Source organism: Photobacterium indicum, from assembly GCF_003026215.1.
Lineage (GTDB): Bacteria > Pseudomonadota > Gammaproteobacteria > Enterobacterales > Vibrionaceae > Photobacterium > Photobacterium indicum.
Genome location: NZ_PYOC01000002.1, coordinates 936666 through 953634 on the forward strand (window position 1 = coordinate 936666; position 16969 = coordinate 953634).

Consider the following 16969-nt stretch of genomic DNA (forward strand, 5'->3'; position numbering starts at 1 on the left):
CCTAAACCTCATCTATCGATTGACCAGCCAATGCCTGTCGAATAGATTGATCCATTCGACGTGAAGCAAATTCTTGGCTCGCTTTATCTGTTTTCTTAATACCCTGTTCAATTGCTCGGTAATCATTACCTTGACGCAGCTGAACAAGTTCCATCATTACGCCTTCCAGCGTTTCACGCTCTTCTTTTGACAGTAATGTATCACCATCGATTGCGAGAGCTGTAATTAGGCCTTCCAATACACGATCAGCTTCAACTTGTTGCTCTGCTAATGTACGTGCATCTTTATCATCTTGCGCGTGCGTCATTGACTCACGAATCATGGTTGCGACTTCATCATCACTTAAACCATAAGAAGGTTTAACTTGGATAGATGATTGAACGTTACTGCTCTTTTCCATTGCAGTAACAGACAATAGACCATCGGCATCAACTTGATACGTAACACGAATATGTGCAGCACCGGCCGCCATAGCTGGGATTCCACGTAGTGTAAATCGCGCTAAAGAACGACAATCGCTGACCATTTCACGTTCACCTTGAACCACATGTACCGACATGGCTGTTTGGCCATCTTTAAACGTGGTGAATTCTTGCGCACGAGCGACAGGAATTGTCGTGTTACGAGGAATGATTTTTTCAATCATGCCACCCATTGTCTCTATACCCAAAGACAATGGAATAACATCAAGTAATAGCATATCTGAATCAGGCTTATTTCCTACAAGGATATCAGCTTGAATTGATGCACCAATCGCAACAACTTTGTCAGGGTCAATCGATGTTAGTGGTTCTTTACCGAAGTAGTTACCCACCATTTCACGAACCAATGGTACACGTGTTGAACCACCAACCATCACGGTTTCGATAACATCTGTAATTTCAATGCCTGAATCTTTCATCGCTCGGCGACAAGACATCAGTGTTTTCTTTACTAAAGGCTGAATCAACGCATTAAACTGTTCACGAGTAACAGAACCTTGCCAATTCAACACATCAATCTGGGCTGTATCCGCATCTGTTAACGCAATTTTAGCGTCAGTGGCAGCATCTTGTACCATACGCATTTGTTGTGCAGTTAAATCACCAGTATAGCCCGCTTGCTCTTTAATCCAATCTGCAAGTAAATGATCAAAATCATCACCACCCAATGCTGAATCACCGCCAGTTGCTAATACTTCAAATACACCTTTCGATAAACGTAAAACAGAAATATCGAATGTACCGCCACCTAAGTCATAAACAGCAATAACACCCTCTTGACCAGAATCTAAACCATAAGCAATCGCAGCGGCTGTTGGCTCGTTAAGTAAACGTAATACATTAAGGTTTGCAAGTTTAGCTGCATCTTTAGTTCCAGCTCGTTGCGCATCATCAAAATACGCCGGAACCGTTATAACGACACCTTCAAGATCACCACCTAATGTCGCCACAGCACGTGCATTAAGGGTTTTAAGGATCTCGGCAGAGACTTGTACCGGGTTAACTATCCCCGTACGTGTCATTATTTGAGGCAAACCATTATCTGACGCTTCAAATTGATACGGCAAATGCGGGTAACGTTGTTGAATATCCGCTAAAGAGCGCCCCATCATTCGTTTTACTGAAAAGATAGTATTACTAGGATCTTGCTGAGCAAGCTCTCTGGCTTCATGACCAACAAGCAGGGATTCCTCACCATAATGAACAATTGAAGGCAAAATAGAACGCCCTTCATCATCTTTTAAGGTTTCTGGTACACCACTGCGCACGGCAGCAACGAGAGAATTTGTGGTACCCAAATCAATGCCCACCGCTAAACGATGTTGATGCGGTGCCGCACTCTGACCTGGTTCAGCAATCTGTAACAGTGCCATTATCTTTCCTGTGGAGTTAGTGCTCGGGTGAGAAGCAATTAGTCAAAGAAAGTCTCTTCAAGACGTTCAATTTCATAGCGCAGCTTATCAATAAATTTTAGCTTACGCACGGCATCTGCCGCTTCTTCCCAATCTTCCTGATTTAATAGTTGCTCAAGAGTGCTCAATTGCGATTTATATAACACTGTTATTTGCTGTTCAAAATCGAATAGCGCACTTTCAGGGTCACTTGCATCTGAGATATCTTCAAGTTCTTCACGCAGCTCCATTTGCTGCATTAAGAACTCAGGATCTTGTAGCGTTTTTTGTTCGCCACGAATATCCATATCTTGCTCAGAAAGCATATATTCAGCTCGTGAGATTGGATTTTTTAGCGTTTGGAATGCGTCGTTAATTTGCGCTGCTTTTTGGACCGACATTAAGCGATCACGTTCTGAAGCTGTAGCGAAATTATCAGGATGGAAACGACGTTGTAGTTCCCGGAACTGAGTTGACAGAAGACCCCCATCCAATTCAAATTGGAAAGGCAGTCTAAATAATTCGAAATGATTCATATCGCGTCTGGTATCTCTAAATACTAAACCTAACTGGTATATATGAAGATATAACAGTTAGGCTCAGTGGAAACGACTATAGCGATTAAACGTTGAAGCTTTCACCACAACCACATTCGCTTGATACGTTCGGGTTGTTGAATTGGAAGCCTTCATTTAGCCCTTCTTTGGCAAAATCAAGCTCAGTACCGTCAAGATAAACCAGGCTTTTTGCATCGATTACGATTCTTACGCCCTTCTCTTCGAATACCTCGTCCTCTTCATTGATATCATCAACAAATTCGAGAACGTAAGCCATTCCTGAACATCCCGAAGTACGGACACCTAGGCGAAGGCCAAAGCCTTTACCGCGATTCTCAAGGAAAGTAGCTACGCGACTTGCTGCCGCTTCAGTAATAGTAATGGCCATACAACAACCCTCAACGTCTTAGTTTGCTTCGTGTTTTTTCTTATAATCGCTAACTGCGGCTTTAATTGCATCTTCTGCAAGAATAGAGCAGTGGATCTTCACTGGTGGTAGTTCAAGTTCTTCAGCAATTGCTGAGTTCTTGATTGCTGCCGCTTCGTCTAAACTCTTACCTTTCACCCATTCAGTGATCAGCGAACTAGAAGCAATTGCAGAACCACAACCGTATGTTTTAAACTTCGCATCTTCAATGATACCTTCATCACTTACTTTGATTTGAAGCTTCATTACGTCGCCACATGCTGGTGCACCCACCATGCCGCTACCAATGTTTTTATCATTTTTATCGAAAGAGCCCACGTTACGCGGATTCTCATAATGCTCGATGACTTTTTCACTATATGCCATGATGATTTCCTCGACATTTGATGATCACAAGTTTATGACCGCTAGCTTAGTGGTGTGCCCACTCAACAGAGTTAAGATCAATACCTTCTTTGTGCATATCCCATAGCGGCGACATGTCACGCAGTTTTTCTACTGCAGTACGGATCTGTGTAATTGCGTAATCAATTTCTTCTTCTGTCGTGAAACGACCAAAAGAGAAACGAATGGAGCTATGTGCTAGTTCATCATCTAAACCAAGTGCTCGCAGTACGTATGAAGGCTCAAGGCTTGCTGAGGTACATGCTGAACCAGAAGAAACAGCGAGATCTTTCAATGCCATTAATAAAGACTCACCTTCAACGAAAGCAAAGCTAATATTCAGGTTACTTGATACACGTTGCTCTAAGTCACCATTAATATGAACTGATTCCATATCTTTTAGGCCATCAAGAAGGCGAGTACGTAGTGCTAAAGTATGCACACGATCTTGTTCCATCTCTTCTTTAGCAATGCGGAATGCTTCACCCATACCAACAATCTGGTGGGTAGCAAGAGTGCCAGAACGCATACCACGCTCATGACCGCCGCCGTGCATTTGTGCTTCTAAACGAATTCGTGGCTTACGACGAACGTAAAGCGCACCAATTCCTTTAGGACCGTAAATTTTATGCGATGTTACTGAAATAAGGTCAACTTTCATTGCCTGTACATCGATCGGTAGCTTACCAATAGATTGCGCAGCATCAACGTGGAAAACAATTTTGTTTTCACGGCAAAGTTCGCCAATAGCGGTAATATCTTGAATTACGCCAATTTCGTTATTTACGTGCATGATAGACATCAGAACGGTGTCTTCACGAATCGCATCACGCAATTTTGCCATATCGATTAAGCCATTTGCTTCTGGCGCAAGATATGTCACTTCGAAGCCTTCACGCTCAAGCTGACGACAAGGGTCTAATACCGCTTTGTGTTCAGTCTTACAGGTAATGATGTGCTTACCTTTTTTGCTATAAAAACGCGCAGCGCCTTTAATTGCAAGGTTGTCAGATTCTGTTGCACCAGACGTAAACACAATTTCACGTGGGTCAGCATTCATTAGATCAGCAACTTGCTCACGCGCTGTATCAACAGCTTCTTCAGCCTGCCAGCCGAAGCGGTGTGAACGAGAAGCAGGGTTACCGAAATTCCCGTCCATTGTCAGGCATTGCATCATCTTTTCAGCAACACGTGGATCTACTGGGCAAGTAGCGGAATAATCAAAATATATTGGCAATTTCATTTTCATCTCCGAAAACACGGATGTCTAGCGACTAAGAGCGGACATCGACACCTATAGTGGTGCTATCGTGTGTGTTTTTATGTCCAAAAGACGTTCTTAGCGAACTATTGCTTAAGACTTGATCTTGACGACCTGAAATCTCTTGAACGTTATTATCTTTCATCAACTCACCAAGAGTGATGTTATTCAAAAAGCCGCTGATACGGGAGCTTAAGTCATGCCATAAAGTATGTGTTAAGCAGCGTACACCACCTTGACAGTCACCTTTACCATGACACTTTGTAGCATCAACCGATTCATCAACAGCTGCTATAACCATGCCTACCGCGATGTCATTCGCATCTTCACCTAAGCGATAACCACCACCTGGTCCACGAACACTCGCCACAAGACCAGCTTTACGTAGGCGTGAGAAAAGTTGTTCTAAATAAGACAGTGAAATACCTTGTCGTTCGGAAATATCCGCTAAAGGTACTGGACCATCTTGAGAATGCAGAGCGACATCAAGCATCGCAGTTACCGCATATCTTCCTTTTGAAGTCAATCTCATAACACACCGCTATCCACTTATGTATATAGCACGAGTGTTACATACCCGACTAAAATGGTCAAGTATTTACCTGACTATTTTAGTCAAGCTTTAGACCTGACGCACAGTAGGGTTATTTGTCGCGATGTTCTAATGATTTTTCAATAGAAGAAAGAATACCACGCAGAATATTAAGCTCCTGCTGCTCTGGACGAGCACGGGTAAACATGCGGCGAAGTTTTGTCATCACCATACCGGGATGCTTCTTATTAATGAACTGGGTCTGAGTTGTTACTTTTTCAAGGTGCTCGTAGAACAACTCTAATTCTTTAGCACGCGGGTATTCATCAATTTTCTTCTCACCCGTGTACTTTTGCGACTCTAAAAATGCCATACGAACTTCATAACTAACAGTTTGCACTGCCATTGCTAAATTTAATGAGCTGTATTCAGGGTTCGCCGGAATGTAAACGTGGCAATGACATTTTTGTAATTCTTCATTCGTTAAACCAGTACGCTCACGACCGAATAAAATAGCAACGGGGTGCGCAGCTGCTTCTTCAATTGTTTTGATACCTGATTCACGCGGATCAAGTTGTGGCCATTCTAATGTACGAGAACGTGCACTTGAGCCAATCACTAAACCACAATCTGCAATTGCTTCATCTAATGTTTTGACGATTTTTGCATTGGTTACGACATCTGCCGCGCCAGCAGCTAAAGCAAGAGACTTAGCGTCTATCTCACAAGCTGGGTCAACAAGGACTAGATTCGTAAGCCCCATCACCTTCATGGCACGTGCTGCTGAGCCAATATTTCCAGGGTGAGATGTACCAATTAAAACAACGCTTATTTTATCTAACATGGTTTAGCAATTTCCGACTATTTTTAAGAGCGGGTGGATTTTAGCACAGCCTATAAAGAAGTGGGGAAAACATGTAAAACTAAAGCGTGTTTTTCTACTTTTTTTAGTTTTCGCTAATGATGTTTAAAAAATAACCACTTCCCTTTTGCCCTAGCTCTGTTATACTCGCCGCCGATTTTTAGTTCTTTAACATCCGTTGGGAAGATCCTATGCATCCGATGCTTAATATCGCCATTCGCGCTGCGCGAAAGGCTGGTGACCATGTCATTAAATCGTTAGAAAAACCTCAAGGCATTGAAGTTGCCAATAAAGGTAGTGACGTCGTTACTAATATTGATCATGAAGCTGAAGCTATCATCATCAATTCTATTCTTAAGTCTTACCCTGATCACTGCATTCTTGCAGCAGAGTCTGGTACTAAAGAAGGCCGTGACAAAGAGTGTCAGTGGATCATCGACCCAGTGGATGGCACCAAAAACTTCGTTCGTGGTTTGCCTCATTACGCTATTTCAATTGCACTACGCATGCGTGGTCGTACTGAAGTTTCTGTAGTATACGATCCATCTCGTAACGAACTCTTCACTGCAACACGTGGTTCTGGCGCACAGCTTAACAGCCAACGTCTACGTACATCACAGCCTCGTGACCTTAGCGGTACTATTATTGCTACTGGTTTACCATTCGCAGCTAAGCAACACGCAGAAGCGCTTAACAAAGTACAATCAGCAATTTTTGTTGAGTGTGACGATATGCGTCAATCTGGTTGTACAGCACTAGACCTTTGTTACTTAGCAGCAGGTCGTGTTGATGGCGTAGTTAAACTAGGCCAAAAGCCTTGGGAACTAGCCGCTGGTGAACTAATTGCACGTGAAGCCGGTGCTATCTGTACTGACTTTACTGGTAACACTAACTACCTAGTATCTGGCAACATCGTTGCTGGTAACGCACGCGTAGTTAAGCCAATCATCGCTAAAATCCGTGAACACGGTGGCGAAGCATTAGCTAAGTAATCGTTTATAACGATTCAAAATTTCTGAAGCCTCGACTGTGTCGGGGCTTTTTTTATGCTTACTATAAATGCACAGCCATTCGGGCATCAGATAGAAACAAAACAGACATTCAAGTCACTCGTGATTTTAATTGCTTCAATATCTAGCGCCATGGTTATCGCTGTTAGCCTATAAGAATAAACAGATATTCGGGTTAGTTGATCCCCATAGTGATAAATCATAGATACAAAAACGGAGCCTATTGGCTCCGTTTTTTATGAATGAAGCTACACACTACCCATTAAGGCATTGCGTCGAATTCTTCACCTTCTTTTTCTACCTGTGGTGGCATTAGGTGTTCACGAGTGATACCCAATTTCAATGCTAGTGCCGAAGCAACGTAGATTGATGAATAAGTACCCACCGTTATACCGATCAATAATGCCAAGGCAAAACCGTGAATCATTGTTCCGCCTTTCATAAAGAGAGCGACAACAACAAACAAGGTTGTACCCGATGTAATCAGCGTACGGCTTAACGTTTGAGTGATAGAACTATTTATCACATCAGGTGCTTCACCCTTACGCATTTTACGGAAGTTCTCACGGATACGGTCAAATACAACAATCGTATCGTTTAGTGAGTAACCAACAACGGTCAGCAAGGCTGCAACAATTGTTAGGTCGACTTCCACCTCAAGAAGAGAAAAGATACCAATCGTAATTATAACATCGTGCGCAAGTGCTAATACCGCACCGGCAGCTAAACGCCATTCGAAACGCATCGAAACATAAAGCAAAATACAAATTAGCGAGATAATAATCGCCAATCCACCCGCTTCAGCCAGTTCGTCACCCACATTCGGACCAACAAACTCGATACGACGCATTTCAACGCTTTGCCCTGTTCCCACTTTTAATGCATCGATGATCTGGTTACCCAGTACTTCACCTTTTGCATTTTCACGAGGTTGCAGACGTACAAGTACATCACGAGCAGTACCGAAGTTCTGTACGATAGCATCGCCAAAACCCGCCGCTTCTAACGAATCACGAATTTTAAGCAAATCTGCAGGTTGTTCAAAACCCACTTCAATTAACGTACCGCCAGTAAAGTCGAGACCCCAGTTAAGCTTCTTTGTTGCCACTGTGCCAATTGCTACTGCAATCATCATTAGTGAAAAAACAAAAGCGAACTTTGACCAGCGCATAAAGTCGATCGCATTATCCACTTTCAATAGTTGAAACATGTTTGCGCCTCCTATATCGACAGTTTATCTACGCGCTTACCGCCGTAGACAAAGTTAACAACCGCACGTGTACCTATAATCGCCGTGAACATTGAAGTCAGGATACCGATTGATAGTGTTACAGCGAAGCCTTTGATAGCACCAGTACCAACAGCAAACAGAATAATTGCTGTGATAAGTGTCGTAATGTTTGCATCGGCAATCGTACTGAATGCATTACCGTAACCTTGCTGAATCGCTTGTTGAGGGCTTCGGCCTTCACGCAATTCTTCACGGATACGTTCAAATATAAGTACGTTCGCATCGACAGCCATACCGACTGTTAATACGATACCTGCGATACCAGGTAAGGTCATCGTCGCGCCTGGAATCATCGACATAACACCGATAATCAATACCAAGTTCATAACGAGTGCCATGTTGGCAATTAGACCAAAACCACGGTAATAAATTAAGGTAAATAGCATTACTGCTACCATGCCCCAAATCATCGCCTGAATACCCATATCGATATTCTGCTGACCCATTGACGGACCAATCGTACGCTCTTCAACAATAGAGATAGGCGCAATCAGCGCACCAGCACGAAGTAGAAGCGCTAAGTTATGTGCTTCTGCCTGCGAATCGATTCCGGTAATACGGAAATTACGACCTAACGCAGTTTGAATCGTTGCTTGGTTGATCACTTCTTCATGCTTTTGAAGAATCACTTTACCGTCGGCTTGACGTTTACCGCTATCTTTATACTCGGTAAACACTGTCGCCATCAGCTTGCCCACATTATTACGTGAGAACGCTGTCATCTTGCTACCACCTTCGCTGTCTAGCGAGATGTTAACTTGAGGACGGCCATATTCATCAGCACTTGAACTCGCATCAGTAATATGAGAACCCGCAAGGATGATACGTTTCTTTAATACCGCTGGACGCTTGTCACGGGTGTACTTTACTTCACTGCCTGCTGGTACTCGACCAGCCGCAGCTGCAGCAAGGTCTGCCGTGCTATCGACTTCACGGAATTCAAGTGTTGCCGTCGCACCAAGAATTTCTTTTGCGCGAGCAGTATCTTGAACACCTGGAAGTTCAACCACAATACGGTTAGCACCTTGACGCTGTACTAGAGGTTCAGCAACACCCAGCTCATTCACTCGATTACGAAGAATCGTGATATTTTGATCAACCGCGTAGTTACGAATTTCTTTCAGACGGGCTTCAGTAAACTGTGCAGTAAGAACGAAACGTCCGTTGCTATTACTATCGGTAAATAGCATATCAGGGTGTAATTGCGCGAGAGCCGTTTCTGCAGCTTTTAGATCTTCATCATTACGAAGGCGTACTTCGACAGAAGAGTCTGTTTTGCTTATCGCACGGTAACGCACTTTAGCTTCACGTAATTCGGTACGGAAAGTCTCTTCTTGTTGACCGAGTAACTTTTCCATTGCCGCATCCATATCCACTTCCATTAAGAAGTGAACACCACCACGTAAATCAAGACCCAGCTTCATTGGTGAGGCACCAATGGATTCAAGCCAGTCAGGTGTTAATGCTGCTAGATTAAGCGCAACGACAAAATCATCGCCTAGCTGTTCATTGATGATATCGCGAGCACTGATCTGAGTATCAGTGTCGTTAAAGCGGACAAGTACAGTACCGTTTTCGAAAGCGACAGATTTATAGGAGATATTGTTCTTTTTTAAATCTTCGGTGACAGTATCCAGAGTAGACATATCAACCGAGGCGCCACGCGCCCCGGTGATTTGAATCGCTGGATCTTCACCGTAAACATTGGGAAGTGCATAAAGCAGACCGATGAGCAGTGCTAACACCACCATCAGATTCTTCCACAAGGGATAACGGTTTAACACTGCGATGATCCTTCAAAGCGAAAAATTATAGAGATTTCATTGTGCCTTTCGGCAGTACAGCTGTAACGAAATCTTTCTTGATAGTAACTTCATTGTTGTCGTTAAGTGCAATCACGATGTAATCAGTTTCTTCTGAAACTTTTGTGATCTTACCTAACAAACCGCCATTAGTTAGCACTTCGTCGCCTTTGCCCATCGAACTCATAAGTGTTTTATGCTCTTTCGCACGTTTCGCTTGTGGACGATAAATCATAAAGTAAAAAATAACAGCAAAAAGACCAAGCATGATAAAAAGCTGCATGCTGCCGCCTTGCGGAGCACCTTCAGCTGCGGCATTTGCCTGAGAAATGAAAAGACTCATTTAGTAACGTCCTCGTTTAAAATATTAAGCGTTTTTTAATGGTGGAACTTCTCTGTCACGACGCGCGTAGAATTCTTCTACAAATGCATCGAAACGATCTTCTTCAATCGCACTACGGATACTAGCCATCAAACGCTGGTAGTAACGTAAATTGTGGATTGTGTTTAGGCGTGAACCTAGGATTTCATTACACTTATCCAAGTGGTACAAATACGCCTTTGAATAATTACGACAAGTGTAACAGTCACAATGCGGATCTAAAGGTGTTGTATCCGTTTTATGTTTCGCATTACGGATCTTGATCACACCACCAGTAACAAATAGGTGTCCATTTCGGGCATTTCGGGTCGGCATTACGCAATCGAACATGTCGATACCGCGTCGAACACCTTCAACTAAGTCTTCAGGTTTACCTACACCCATCAGGTAGCGAGGCTTATCTTCAGGTAATTGAGGACATGTATGCTCAAGAATACGATGCATGTCTTCTTTAGGTTCACCAACAGCCAAGCCACCCACAGCATAGCCATCAAAGCCGATATTTGTTAGGCCGTCAACAGATACATCACGTAAGTCTTCATACACACCACCCTGAATAATGCCGAATAATGCATTTGGGTTTTCTTGTTTATCAAAATGATTACGGCTGCGTTGTGCCCAACGAAGTGACATTTCCATCGATTTTTTCGCTTCATCATGTGTTGCCGGGTATGGCGTACACTCATCGAAAATCATGACGATGTCAGAACCTAAATCGTACTGAATTTCCATCGACTTTTCTGCGTCCATGAAAACTTTATCACCGTTAACAGGGTTACGGAAATGTACACCCTCTTCAGTGATTTTACGTGTAGCACCCAGGCTAAATACTTGGAAGCCGCCTGAATCTGTCAAAATCGGACCATGCCACTGCATGAAGTCATGCAAATCACCGTGAAGCTTCATCACTTCTTGACCAGGGCGTAGCCACAGGTGGAATGTATTGCCAAGCAGAATCTGTGCGCCCGTATCTTTTACTTCTTCAGGCGTCATACCCTTAACTGTACCGTAGGTACCAACAGGCATAAAAGCAGGGGTTTCAACCGTACCGCGTTCAAACTGTAAGCGACCGCGACGCGCGCGTCCCTGCGTTTTATCTAACTCAAATTTCACAAAGCCTCCAAAAGCCAGAGAAACAATCTGACATAATTCCCAAGTGGGATTCAATGCAAAAGGCCAATTGCCCAATGCACACTTTCATTATCACATAATGCCAATCATTCGATTGAGATCAAATCACCACGCCATAAAGCGTAGCGGAATAAATAAATATCACCATTACTAAGGCGTGCTGTTCTTTCACATAATTGTTGCTGATATTTGCAGTTCACCTGACACAACAAAGGCTGCTATTTTAACAAAAGCAGCCTTAAGGCACACTGACTTAATAATAAGAAGTGTTACACGTTGTTCCGACGAGTAATAAACATCGAATCGCCATAACTGAAGAATCGATATTGATTATCGACCGCTTGTAGATATGCATTCATGGTATGTTCATAACCAGCAAAAGCACTTACTAGCATGATCAACGTCGATTCAGGCAAGTGGAAGTTAGTCACCAATACATCCACCAGCTGGAATTCATAACCAGGAAAAATAAAGATTTCTGTATCACCAAAAAAAGGGACTAATTCAGTTCCCTTTTTAACTGCATCTTGCGCGGCACTTTCAAGAGAACGTACCGACGTGGTACCAACAGCTATAACACGACCACCATTTGCTTTAGTCGCATTAACCGCATCAACCACATCTTGAGGTACTTCAACATACTCTGAATGCATGTGGTGATCATCAATGTTATCAACACGAACAGGCTGGAAAGTACCCGCACCGACATGCAAAGTAACAAAAGCAAAATTAACCCCTTTTGCTTTTAATGCTGCCATCAGTTCATCATCGAAATGTAAACCTGCTGTAGGTGCAGCGACTGCACCAGGTTTTGCATTATAAACCGTCTGGTAACGCTCTTTATCAGCATCTTCATCAGGACGATCGATATAAGGAGGAAGCGGCATATGCCCCACTTCTTCTAAAATTTCTAAAACAGTTTTATCGCTGTTAAAACGAATTTCAAACAACGTATCATGACGCGCAATCATTTCAGCTTGATAATCGTCATTTTCGCCCAGTAATAATTCATTACCCGGCTTTGGCGATTTTGATGCTCGTACATGCGCAAGAATGCTTTTATCGTCAAGCATGCGCTCAACTAACACTTCTATCTTACCGCCTGACGCTTTACGGCCAAAAATACGGGCAGGAATAACACGCGTATTATTGAATACAAATAGATCGCCAGGTTCAGCTAAATCTAAGACATCCTTAAAGCCCTTATGCTGGATATTTCCAGTTTCACCAGTTAGTTGCAGTAGACGACTAGCAGTGCGTTCAGGTTGTGGATAACGAGCAATTAGCTCATCAGGTAGATCAAAGTGAAAATCAGAAACTTGCATCTTTTTATGCCCCAAATAACAGCAGGCAGCTAGTATAGGCTGCCCCACTGCAATTTCAAGGAAAGATGGGAATCACAAATTAATTTTCGGTCTAATCTCGAAAGTAATGGATTACATCCCACAGATAATGGCCAGCCAAATTTAAGAACGACGCCAACGGATAAAAGCAGCCATAAATAACACACTGAAAAAACCTAAGCTGCCACCACTGTCATCCGACGTTACACCCGTTGTTGAAGGTGTAGCAATATCAGAACCTGCGCCAGTATAATCAGAATGAAATGGATTAACCGTAAATTGTGGCATTATCATAGCCTCGATGTTCAGTTCACTGCTAAGCAGGCCAGTAATCCAATCATGGTATTGAGCAACTTCGGTATAAACACCGGGCAGCAGCCCCGCACAACCTTCACCAAAACTCACTAACCCAACTAAACGCAATCCAAAATCATTGTCGCTAGCCTTCTGCACATTTTGCCATACTAGTGGCCCTCCAGAATCACCAAAACAACTGTCACGGGCAAGTAAGGGGGAAGTAGAGCCAGCACAAAGGAAAATACTTAATTCACTTGCGCTAATATTCGAACCCCACACATTATCACAGGTCGTATCAGGTACACCTGATAGTAATGTCTGTCTTAACGTTGTTGAACCTGCACTATTATCGGGTTCTATTTGGGTTGCGCCCCACCCTGATACTAATAAATTCGCAGGTCGCTGACCGTTGGCAACCCATCCATTAACAAATTCATTATCCGCTAATTGTTGCTCTGCCCGAGTAGCAGGTAAAATAGGGATAGATGCAACAGGCAAAGGGGCACCAAGCACCAAAAGCGCAATATCATTGGCAAAGCGACCGTCATTATAAGAAGGGTGAAGAATAACTTTTGTTACAAGAACTGCATTAGATGTACGGGCGCTAAATACACTGGTAATCCCTGCCCACACTTTTACATTTTCAGCCCGAACTGTTGTTGCTCCATTTTGCATGCAATGGGCAGCGGTTAGAACAACTTGAGAGGCAATAACCACACCACCACATACAAATGTCTCACTGCCGTTGTCGGTGGAATACGTCATATTAAGATAAGCCTGCCACGGTACTTCATTCTGGGATGATTCAATTCCTCCAATAATCTTGGCTGTCGCTGCCACTTTATCGTCGGCCTTAGCCTGAAATACAACTAACGCAAACCAAAACAACAGGCAACTAACAAAGGCTTTAGTCATTAAGTGTTCCTACTGAGTGAACGTTTATTAACTCTAGCTTTCTATTATTATTTTTGTGGCTCGAAAATAATAATACGATCTCAAACTGGCAACAGTAACTCGCTAATTACCGGACTAATCATTGATTTTGGTCATTCGTTATTACGCTAGGATTAGCTACATTCAGTAATGAGAGGTTAAAAAGATCGTTGCCTATATTTTAAATATTGCTTTTATTGTCAGGTTATTACGCAGATTTATAACAATTACATTCAGCGTGAACTGATGTCTCAATAAAAGGAAGAAATGATGGATACAATATTAGGATAGGTGCTAACGAATTGTTGAAACCTAATTGCAGTAGGACTGCCGGAGGTTTATATGTTTACAGTTTCCGATATGATGACCCCAAACCCACATACCTTACAGCCACATAATACATTGGCCGATGCAAAAGCCATTATGGAAGATGTTGGCATTCGACACATTCCAGTAACCGATATGGATGAACAACTTATCGGTATTATAACTCAGCGTGATGTGCTGTCTGCCCAAGAGTCCAGCCTAGAGCACATTACAAAAAACAACTTCCTATCTACTTTAGATATCCCTCTAGAGAAATGCATGCATCACACACTGATGAGTGTTGATCCTCATGCCAGCCTTAAAGAGGCTGCTATCTATATGCAAAAACATAAAATTGGCTGCTTACCCGTAGTGGAAAAAAAACGATTAGTCGGCATAATTACAGATGCAGACTTTGTTTCTATCGCGATTAACTTACTAGAGATACAAGAGGAAATAGACCCGATTGCTGATGATAACGACACCACCTAAAACAAGACTGTACCCATGAATTTTCTTGCTCATCTGCATTTGGCTGACTGTTGCCAAAGTGATATGGCAGGGAACCTTCTGGCTGATTTCGTTCGGGGCGATCCTTACACGCAACACGTTAAGCCCGTCGCCGATGGTATAAAACTGCACCGCTTTGTCGATGGTTATATTGATGCAATGCCGGAAGTAAAGGCATGTCGGTACTTATTTAGTGACAACACGCGCCGTGTTAGTGGCATTGCATTAGATATTGTTTGGGATCACTTCCTTGCTGTTCACTGGCAAGATTTTCATCCTTATTCCTTAGAGCACTTTGTACAATACGCAGAAAGCATTGTTCGGCAGTACCAATCAAACTTACCCGAACGCTATGTTCTGATGAGTGCCCGTATGTGGCAGCAACAATGGTTAATCCAATACAGAGAAAAAACAAGCGTTGAACGGGTTTTAATGCGAATGGCAGCAAGACGTCCTAAGTTACATCAACTCGCGCTGTGTTCTGAACAAATAGATGATAATTATGATGAATTAGAACGTGTCTTTCACATCGTTTATCCCCAAGTAATAACTGCAACCAAACAGCATCGCCTTACTCAACGCTAGTATCTGCTCAAGAGAAAAATGTATAAAAAAAAGGAGCAACAAGTGCTCCTCGACGATAACCTAATGATGCTTAGATTAATTAAAACTGATCTTCTTCTGTTGAGCCCGTTAATGCCGTTACTGAAGATTGACCACCTTGAATCGTATTTGTCATCTTATCGAAGTAACCCGTACCTACCTCTTGCTGGTGAGCAACAAACGTATACCCACGTTCTGCCGCTTCAAACTCAGGACGCTGTACCTTCTCAACATAATGACGCATGCCTTCACCTTGAGCATAAGCATGGGCTAATTCAAACATGTTGTACCACATGTTATGAATGCCAGCTAACGTGATGAATTGGTATTTATAACCCATATCTGCCAACTCTTGCTGGAACTTAGCAATTGTCTCGTCATCCAGGTTTTTCTCCCAGTTAAACGATGGTGAACAGTTGTATGCCAATAATTGATCAGGGTACTGTGCATGAATCGCTTCAGCAAACTGACGTGCTTCTTCTAAACATGGCTTCGCAGTTTCACACCAAATAAGATCGGCATACGGTGCATACGCTAAGCCACGAGAGATGGCTTGATCGATACCTGCACGTACACGGTAGAAACCTTCCGCAGTGCGGTCACCGATAATAAAGTCGTTATCGTATGAATCACAATCTGACGTTAACAAATCTGCTGCGTTAGCATCGGTACGCGCTATAACCAAAGTGGTTGTACCCGCGACGTCTGCCGCTAAACGTGCAGCCACTAATTTTTGGACCGCTTCTTGGGTTGGCACCAAAACTTTACCGCCCATGTGACCACATTTTTTCACTGACGCTAACTGATCTTCAAAGTGAACACCTGCGGCACCAGCATCAATCATATTACGCATAAGTTCATACGCATTAAGCACACCACCAAAACCCGCTTCAGCATCGGCTACAATCGGTAAGAAGTAATCAATGCCTTCTTCTGGGTTACTGCCACTAGACCACTGAATTTGGTCTGCACGACGGAATGAATTATTAATACGAGTAACCACTGATGGTACTGAATCTACAGGGTATAACGACTGATCAGGATACATCGTCGATGCCGTGTTGTTATCGGCAGCAACCTGCCAACCTGATAAATAGATTGCTTCAATACCGGCTTTAGCTTGCTGAACTGCTTGGCCACCGGTCAATGCACCTAGACAGTTAACATATCCTTTTTTCGAAGAACCATTGACCAAATCCCACAGCTTATCAGCGCCGCGCTGGGCAATCGTATTTGCAGGGGCAAATGAACCACGTAGATTTACTACTTCTTCAGCGGTGTAAGTACGTTTTACGTGCTTCCAACGTGGATTTTCAGCCCAGTCTTTTTCAATAGCTTCTATTTGCTGCTGGCGAGTCAATGTCATAATGATGTCCCTCGTTTCATTTGGCGATAATTCGCTTAACGTAATCGTTAATGCATTCTTTACTTCGACTTTTACTTTTCTAATTTTTTATCTATTTAC

At 43.0% G+C, this 16969-nt stretch carries 17 protein-coding genes; 3 read left to right on the plus strand and 14 right to left on the minus strand.

Annotation, left to right across the window (positions count from 1 at the left end; translation table 11 throughout):
• Position 1 precedes the first annotated feature (1 nt).
• The 7 genes from hscA to trmJ all read right to left on the minus strand — a co-directional run bounded on the left by hscA (position 2) and on the right by trmJ (position 5878).
• Positions 2-1855: a Fe-S protein assembly chaperone HscA gene (gene hscA / locus C9J47_RS10180; protein ID WP_107253400.1), complete on the minus strand. Its 1854-nt coding sequence runs from the start codon at positions 1853-1855 to the stop codon at positions 2-4.
• A 38-nt stretch (positions 1856-1893) separates the two neighbouring features.
• Positions 1894-2409, minus strand: a complete 516-nt coding sequence (hscB, locus tag C9J47_RS10185; protein ID WP_006230806.1) for a co-chaperone HscB — start codon at positions 2407-2409, stop codon at positions 1894-1896.
• A gap of 85 nt (positions 2410-2494) precedes the next feature.
• The gene (gene iscA, locus C9J47_RS10190) at positions 2495-2818 is read right to left on the minus strand and encodes an iron-sulfur cluster assembly protein IscA (protein WP_107253401.1); all 324 of its coding nucleotides are present in this window, start codon (positions 2816-2818) and stop codon (positions 2495-2497) included.
• Positions 2819-2836: 18 nt separating this feature from the next.
• Positions 2837-3223 carry a Fe-S cluster assembly scaffold IscU gene (iscU, locus tag C9J47_RS10195; protein ID WP_006230804.1) on the minus strand — a complete coding sequence of 129 codons (387 nt, stop codon included), beginning with the start codon at positions 3221-3223 and terminating at the stop codon, positions 2837-2839.
• 46 nt (positions 3224-3269) lie between these two features.
• Positions 3270-4484, minus strand: a complete 1215-nt coding sequence (locus tag C9J47_RS10200; RefSeq protein WP_107253402.1) for an IscS subfamily cysteine desulfurase — start codon at positions 4482-4484, stop codon at positions 3270-3272.
• A gap of 31 nt (positions 4485-4515) precedes the next feature.
• Complete coding sequence (gene iscR / locus C9J47_RS10205; RefSeq protein WP_107253403.1) at positions 4516-5034, minus strand: Fe-S cluster assembly transcriptional regulator IscR; 519 nt, start codon at positions 5032-5034, stop codon at positions 4516-4518.
• 112 nt (positions 5035-5146) lie between these two features.
• Positions 5147-5878, minus strand: coding sequence for a tRNA (cytosine(32)/uridine(32)-2'-O)-methyltransferase TrmJ (gene trmJ / locus C9J47_RS10210; protein WP_107253404.1), 732 nt, complete (start codon positions 5876-5878; stop codon positions 5147-5149).
• 209 nt (positions 5879-6087) lie between these two features.
• Between trmJ and suhB the strand changes: the two genes are divergently transcribed.
• The gene (gene suhB, locus C9J47_RS10215) at positions 6088-6888 is read left to right on the plus strand and encodes an inositol-1-monophosphatase (RefSeq protein ID WP_107253405.1); all 801 of its coding nucleotides are present in this window, start codon (positions 6088-6090) and stop codon (positions 6886-6888) included.
• A 280-nt stretch (positions 6889-7168) separates the two neighbouring features.
• Here the strand turns inward: suhB and secF are convergent, their stop codons facing one another.
• From secF to C9J47_RS10245, 6 genes are all read right to left on the minus strand, one after another.
• On the minus strand, positions 7169-8116 hold the full coding sequence (secF, locus tag C9J47_RS10220) for a protein translocase subunit SecF (RefSeq protein WP_107253406.1): 948 nt from the start codon (positions 8114-8116) through the stop codon (positions 7169-7171).
• Between the two features lie 11 nt (positions 8117-8127).
• Positions 8128-9981, minus strand: coding sequence for a protein translocase subunit SecD (gene secD, locus C9J47_RS10225; protein ID WP_107253407.1), 1854 nt, complete (start codon positions 9979-9981; stop codon positions 8128-8130).
• 25 nt (positions 9982-10006) lie between these two features.
• On the minus strand, positions 10007-10342 hold the full coding sequence (gene yajC / locus C9J47_RS10230) for a preprotein translocase subunit YajC (protein ID WP_006230796.1): 336 nt from the start codon (positions 10340-10342) through the stop codon (positions 10007-10009).
• A 24-nt stretch (positions 10343-10366) separates the two neighbouring features.
• Positions 10367-11494: a tRNA guanosine(34) transglycosylase Tgt gene (tgt, locus tag C9J47_RS10235; RefSeq protein WP_006230795.1), complete on the minus strand. Its 1128-nt coding sequence runs from the start codon at positions 11492-11494 to the stop codon at positions 10367-10369.
• Positions 11495-11781: 287 nt separating this feature from the next.
• Positions 11782-12837, minus strand: coding sequence for a tRNA preQ1(34) S-adenosylmethionine ribosyltransferase-isomerase QueA (gene queA / locus C9J47_RS10240; RefSeq protein ID WP_107253408.1), 1056 nt, complete (start codon positions 12835-12837; stop codon positions 11782-11784).
• Positions 12838-12978: 141 nt separating this feature from the next.
• Positions 12979-14067, minus strand: a complete 1089-nt coding sequence (locus C9J47_RS10245; protein ID WP_107253409.1) for a trypsin-like serine protease — start codon at positions 14065-14067, stop codon at positions 12979-12981.
• A gap of 360 nt (positions 14068-14427) precedes the next feature.
• On the opposite strand from C9J47_RS10245, the gene C9J47_RS10250 reads away from it, so the two are divergent.
• Positions 14428-14883: a CBS domain-containing protein gene (locus C9J47_RS10250; RefSeq protein WP_107253410.1), complete on the plus strand. Its 456-nt coding sequence runs from the start codon at positions 14428-14430 to the stop codon at positions 14881-14883.
• 15 nt (positions 14884-14898) lie between these two features.
• Positions 14899-15486 carry an acyl carrier protein phosphodiesterase gene (locus C9J47_RS10255; RefSeq protein WP_107253411.1) on the plus strand — a complete coding sequence of 196 codons (588 nt, stop codon included), beginning with the start codon at positions 14899-14901 and terminating at the stop codon, positions 15484-15486.
• Between the two features lie 79 nt (positions 15487-15565).
• Here C9J47_RS10255 and aceA read toward each other — a convergent pair whose 3' ends face one another.
• Entirely contained in the window at positions 15566-16870 is a 1305-nt protein-coding gene (gene aceA / locus C9J47_RS10260) for an isocitrate lyase (RefSeq protein WP_107253412.1), read from the minus strand.
• Between the last annotated feature and the right edge of the window lie 99 nt (positions 16871-16969).